The 3078-nt window shown below is 59.2% G+C and carries 3 protein-coding genes and 1 pseudogene; 2 read left to right on the plus strand and 2 right to left on the minus strand.

All coding sequences use genetic code 11. From position 1 onward, the window contains the following. Nucleotides 1-120: 120 nt before the first annotated feature. Nucleotides 121-306, minus strand: coding sequence for a hypothetical protein (locus ACS5Q1_RS47280; RefSeq protein WP_473104690.1), 186 nt, complete (start codon nucleotides 304-306; stop codon nucleotides 121-123). A gap of 53 nt (nucleotides 307-359) precedes the next feature. Then, entirely contained in the window at nucleotides 360-965 is a 606-nt protein-coding gene (locus ACS5Q1_RS47285) for a TetR/AcrR family transcriptional regulator (protein WP_473104691.1), read from the minus strand. A gap of 120 nt (nucleotides 966-1085) precedes the next feature. Here ACS5Q1_RS47285 and ACS5Q1_RS47290 point away from each other — a divergent pair, with 120 nt between their 5' ends. Beyond that, entirely contained in the window at nucleotides 1086-2306 is a 1221-nt protein-coding gene (locus ACS5Q1_RS47290; protein ID WP_473104692.1) for an MFS transporter, read from the plus strand. Between the two features lie 546 nt (nucleotides 2307-2852). Beyond that, nucleotides 2853-2945, plus strand: a pseudogene (locus tag ACS5Q1_RS47295) (IS6 family transposase); the annotation flags it as partial. Between the last annotated feature and the right edge of the window lie 133 nt (nucleotides 2946-3078).

The following is a 3078-nucleotide window of genomic DNA, read 5'->3' on the forward strand; positions in this document are numbered from 1 at the left end:
GCGGGTGTGGCACAGTGCAATCGGTGGCAGGGGTTAGTCTCAGCAACTAAATCCTACGCTGCTTCAAGTGCTTAAGCTACATCCGCCAGCCTTCTCCAACCGCCTCGTGCATAAAAGCGGCTAGCCGACTTGGTCGAGGAGAAGATCCAGGCGCTGGAAAGCGCCTCCCACCAGTTCGTCAGTGGCCTCTTCGAGGAGTTTCGCGTCAGCCGCCCGCTCAGTTCTTAGTGACTGGGGGATCTCCAGGTCCCGTGCTCCATAGTCAGGGCGCAGAACATCGTCCTTGACGATGCCTGGCCCTTGCATTCGTGGACATGTTCTTGCGCCAAGCAGGGCAAAGAGCAGGCGGCGGGGTGCCGTTACACCGTCGTGTTATCGACCCGCAGCAATCCTTCGAGAAGACGGCGATATGCAGCGGTGGCCCGGCGTGAGGTCGCAAGCGGGTCGTCAGAATTAGCGATCCACTGAGCAGCGTAGCACGAGGCTCCGGAAATCATCCGTGCCGTCGCCTCGGGGTCAACAACACGGACGACGCCCTCTGCCTGCAGTGCTTCTAAGCTTGCCCTCAGTGCCGCAACGCAGCCGTCGGCACTGGGCCATGATGAGGGATCTCCAAGCACCGCTGGGCCGTCGCGTAGAACGATGCGCTGGATTTCAGGCTCAAGCGCCATCTCGATATAGCCAATGCCTTCTTCGACGAAGCCCTCCCAGCGACTGGGAGCCCGAGCTGCGCGCTGCCTAAGTCGTTCGGCCATCTCAGCATCGATCTGGGAGACGACGGCCTGGAACAAACCCTTCTTGTCACCGAAGTGGTGATAGAGCGCCCCGCGCGTTAGCCCTGCCTCCGCGGTAAAGTCGTCCATCGACGCATCCGCGTACCCCACCTCAGCAAAGGCCTTGCGTCCCGCAGCTATGAGCTTGGCGCGGGTTTCTAGGATCATATCGTGGCGCGATCTGCGAACCATAACCCAAAGCTATTCACATACGACCCGAATGTCAATTGACATACATTACGTATGCGACTACCTGGTTAGGCATACGCCACGTATGTGAGTGGCGTCTCCTCCAACTTTGAGGACGTGCAGATGTCTAACCCCTATGCAGAGATATTCCGGGCCCCCGGTGCCAAAGGATTTGCCGCTGCTGGTTTTCTGGCCCGAATGCCAATTGCCATGGCTCCGATTGGCATTGTTGCCATGCTTTCCCAGACCCAAGGGGAGTATTGGCTCGCCGGAGCCGTCTCAGCGGTCTTCGCGCTCGCTAATGCCCTGATCTCCCCACAGATCTCCCGCGCGGTTGACCGACTAGGACAGACCCGTATCCTGATCCCGACCACGGTAATTGCCACTGTCGCTTTTGTCCTGCTGATATTGGCGGCCAACCAGAGTTGGCCAGTCTGGGCCCTGTTCGCATCGGCTCTCTTGGCTGCGCTGATGCCCAGCTTTCCGGCTATGGTGCGAGCCCGCTGGAGCGAAGTCTTTCGAGATCGGCCAGAGCTGAACACCGCCTTCGCCTTCGAGTCGGCCGCTGACGAGTTGGTCTACATCGCCGGCGCTTCGCTCTCGGTCGGCCTCAGCGTTGCTCTCTTCCCAGAGGCCGGCCTACTGGTCAGTACGCTTCTTCTGGCGCTCGGCGCCACAGCTTTTGTCGTCCAGCGTTCGACTGAACCCAAAGTGCGGTCGAGCACTGAAGTATCGAGCGGCTCCGCCATTTGGCAGCGGCCGGTTCAGGTTGTTACCCTTGCCTTGGTATTCGTTGGGGCAACTTTTGCGACAGCAGAAGTAAGCGCAGTTGCCATCACCGAACATCTCGGCCAACCTGGCGCCGCCAGTTTCGTGATTGGCGTGTATGCGGTTGGCTCGTTCGTCGTTGGTCTGATCGTCGGCGCGCTGAACGTGAAGATGGCTCTGCAGCGTCAACTCACTATCGCACTGGCTGTTCTGGCCCTGACGGCTTGGCCGCTGCCTTTTGTGAGTACGGTGCCCATGCTGGCCCTCGCCGTCTTCCTCAGCGGCATCGCCATCTCGCCTACTTTTATCACGGCCTTTGGTTTGATCGAGCAGCGGGTCCCAGCCGCTATGCTCACGGAGGGCATCACATGGGTGATGACCGGGATTGGCATTGGAATGGCGCTGGGTTCCTTCGCGTCAGGCTGGGTGGTCGACACCTATGGCCCAACCAATGGCTTCTGGGTCTCAGTGGTTTCTGCCATCTTGGCTTTCATGACTGTGATTCTCGGACAGAAGGCCCTTGCCGGCTCACGCGTGCGCACTACTGCCGAACCTAGTCTCCACGCGGCTGAATGAACCGGACGATCCGCCATTGATCCGCCATTGATCCGCCAGTATGCGCGGACAGTGACAGCATCTCAACAAATCAATAGGCTCTTGAGCACTGTGGTGTAGGATGCAGCAAGCTGATCGATGTCAGCTGAGAATGGCAAGTCCCTGCCGGCTGACCTCTCTGGCACGCAGCTGTTGATGCCGCCTTCCTTGCGACCACAACGAGTTTCGTCGAATTCAAGGCAAGATGGTTGCGCCGAGTGCATAGCAGCTTAGCAATGAGCCGGGTGACAAGCGCAAGCGAGCCTCACCATCGCATGGGAGACGCGATCACTCCTCCCGTTCGCGTCGTTCCCTCTGGAAGGACCTTGGTCCCACCTTTGGCCGCTGACCGCAGCGGCCTTTTTCTTGGTCTCAAGGCGTGACATCAACCTCTGGAACTCGGGCGTCTCATTGATTGGAGGGATGCGTGCACCCGCAGCGGGCAATAGCCGAGGAGTTCAACTTGCGGGCACCGTTGCATTAACCTTGGCAGTTTAGAGGAAGGCGGCAGTCTGAGGAGCCGCCCTGTTGTCTCTGTTCAAGCGCCGCCGCTTTCCGGTCGAGATCATCCTGCTGTGCGTGCGCTGGTACTGCAAGTATGGGATCAGCTACCGCGATCTGGGAGACCATAGTCGTCCGTGAAGAATCCCGATCTCGTTGAGACGATTGGGATATCGGGCGCATCACCGCCTTCGATTGCGCAGGATTGCGCCCCAACAGCAGTGGATTTCCTGCGTTTTCCGTTGCCGCTCTG

Source organism: Microvirga sp. GN3, from assembly GCF_055792825.1.